The sequence below is a fragment of the Aerococcus sp. 1KP-2016 genome (assembly GCF_002252085.1).
Taxonomy (GTDB): domain Bacteria; phylum Bacillota; class Bacilli; order Lactobacillales; family Aerococcaceae; genus Aerococcus.
In genome coordinates, this window is record NZ_NEEY01000091.1 from 1 (window position 1) to 2,552 (window position 2,552).

Sequence of the window (2,552 nt, forward strand, 5' to 3'; positions counted from 1 at the left end):
AGTCCTTTAACCTGTTCCCATGATATATTTCAATCAAAATTTATAAGAATTTTTTCAAAGTAAAAGGCGTACACAACTCTTTTTAAGAATTCTGTACGCCTTTTTAGAGGCCTTTTGTCCCAGCCTCGTGATTCTATATTGCACTTTTTACATGGACTCAGTAGATACCTTATCCGGTGTTTGGCTCAATAACCAGCTATAAGAATAGCCTGGATCAGCACCCAAAGCTTCTGCTTCCTGACGTGATTGCGCAATTTGGGCATCACTATAAACATCTAATGCATCGCTAGGTAAACCTAATCTATCAATAATAATTTGACGATTGTCACTTTGATCAGGCACGCTAGTATCAATACTTTGATTGTCCAATGACGTTGTAGCTTCTGTTTCAGAGTCAGCCACACCATTGGCAGTCTCAGTCACAGGTGCTTCAGTAGTCGTATCCGTTTCAGTTTCAACATCAGTTGTTACTGATTCACTATTCACTGGTTCTGCAACACTTGTAGTGACACTTTCATCAACTTCACTTGTCTCAGTTTCTGTTAATGTTGTTTCGTCACTTTCAATGACTACATCATCTGCTTGAACTGCAGTCTCGCTATTAGCAACAACACTTTCCTTACTTGTATCACTAGATGAACTAGTGGTCGTCGCAACTTGACTTGCTTCATAGATTGTATTGTTTTGCTCATCTGCTTGAACGTGGTTAATAGTATATCCGGCAACTAATACCGTTGCTGTCAGTAATCCCATTACTACTTTTGGCGTTTTCATTACTATCACACCTTTCCTTACTAATAAGTCTAAAGAAAAAAGATAGTAGATTCAAACGATTTCAGGGACTTTAAAGCTTTCTTAACCCTTTCACAAAGGTCTATTAAGATTCATTAAACGATTAACGTTCAATGGAAGCTTTAATATCTTCAACAGAGTTAGAAGAATCCGCAGCTAAGTTAGTAAAACGGCCATCGCCACCAACGTACACCAATGAAGGAACAGTCTTAGCCCCTACTTCAAAACGGAAATCCGCTAAGGCATCATCAGTAGCAGTATGTTCAGAATCTAAGAAGTACGTATTCTCAACATCTTCACCTAAAGCTGCAATTAATTTAGGTAAGTATTTACGAGAATATTGGCAAGTAGAACGACCAATAAATAATAATTTTGGTTCTTCTTCATCTAACATGCTATTGGCAACGTTAGGTGAAACTTCCTTAAATTCCTTAATTAAATCTTCAAATTCTTCTTGGCTAACTGGTTGAATATTTTCAGTCATGGTAATGCCTCCTTATAATGTATTAATACCTTCATACTAAGCGTTTACGCCCTAAAATTCAACAAATATGCATTTTAGGCAAATACTGGTAGAATAAGATAGATACTATACCAAGGAGAATAAAATGAACATTGGCTTTATATCCGATTTACATATTGATCGAAGTAAACACTATCAAACCAACGACTTTCTTCAAACCTTAACACAGGTCATTGAAGATCATGAATTGAACCAAGTCTATATTGGTGGCGATATTTCTAACTATTACCAAGATACACTTGCCTTCGTGGAAGCGTTACAAACCCGATCTCATAGTCACATATACTTTATTCCAGGTAATCATGATTACTGGCAAGAACAACATGACAAGAAAACTACCTTAGCTATCCATGATATCTATAAAAATCATCCACAAAGCCTACTAAACAACGTTATCATGTTGAATGAAGACACCGCTATTATCGGTCAAACTGGCTGGTATAATCACGCCTATCACGCACCCCACTTCACTGAAAACCAATTAAACAAAGGTCACTACAAATTAGTCACCTGGCAAGATAAGAATCGTTTAGATTGGCAAGCATCGGATCAAGAAGTATCCAAATACTTTGCCCGTGAAACTAAGAAAGATTTAGAATATGCCGTTGAAGACCTTCATGCAAAAGAAATACTACTCATGACCCATGTCATTACTATTCCAGAATTTACCATACCCATGCCCAATCGTGTCTTCGACTTCTTTAACGCCTATATAGCTACAGATGATTTTTTACCATTCTATGACTCATTTCCTATAACACATAGCATTATGGGCCACGTTCATATCCGTCATCAAATGAAAAAAGATGGCATCCACTATATCAGCAATTCGTTAGGATATGAGCGCGAATGGCGCTCTACTAATCTATATCAAGAAATTACTCAAGCCCTATATATCAAGAAGTTTTAACCCTTCTTGATTTTTTTAAATGAAGACACAAAAAAACCAGCGGCTAACCGCTGGTTTTTACACTTGCATGGCAACGTCCTAGTCTCACAGGGGGAAACCCCCAACTACATTCGGCGCTAAGAAGCTTAACTTCTGTGTTCGAGATGGGAACAGGTGTGACCTTCTTGCCATCATTACCACACAATATTGTGTGAGCTTTATTCGCTCAAAACTGAATCTGTAAGTCGTTAACCGTATTCCATCATACAATCTTAATATCCATTGGATAAGTCCTCGACCGATTAGTACTAGTCCGCTCCATACATCGCTGCACTTCCACTTCTAGCC

General features: G+C 37.8%; 3 protein-coding genes and 1 rRNA gene. 1 reads left to right on the forward strand and 3 read right to left on the reverse strand.

The features are described 5' to 3' along the window. Window positions 1-147 precede the first annotated feature (147 nt). Together B9P78_RS09425 and B9P78_RS09430 are read right to left on the reverse strand one after the other, a co-directional pair. Window positions 148-774 (reverse strand): hypothetical protein, encoded by a 627-nt coding sequence (locus B9P78_RS09425; protein ID WP_094519173.1) that lies wholly within the window; start codon window positions 772-774, stop codon window positions 148-150. A gap of 121 nt (window positions 775-895) precedes the next feature. Beyond that, window positions 896-1,276: a bacterocin transport accessory protein gene (locus tag B9P78_RS09430; protein WP_094519174.1), complete on the reverse strand. Its 381-nt coding sequence runs from the start codon at window positions 1,274-1,276 to the stop codon at window positions 896-898. A 124-nt stretch (window positions 1,277-1,400) separates the two neighbouring features. Here B9P78_RS09430 and B9P78_RS09435 point away from each other — a divergent pair, with 124 nt between their 5' ends. Continuing rightward, a complete protein-coding gene (locus B9P78_RS09435) occupies window positions 1,401-2,225 on the forward strand; it encodes a metallophosphoesterase (protein ID WP_094519175.1) in 825 nt (274 codons plus the stop codon). 65 nt (window positions 2,226-2,290) lie between these two features. On the opposite strand, the gene rrf is transcribed toward B9P78_RS09435, so the two are convergent. Then, window positions 2,291-2,406 (reverse strand): 5S ribosomal RNA (rrf, locus tag B9P78_RS09440). Window positions 2,407-2,552: the final 146 nt, after the last annotated feature.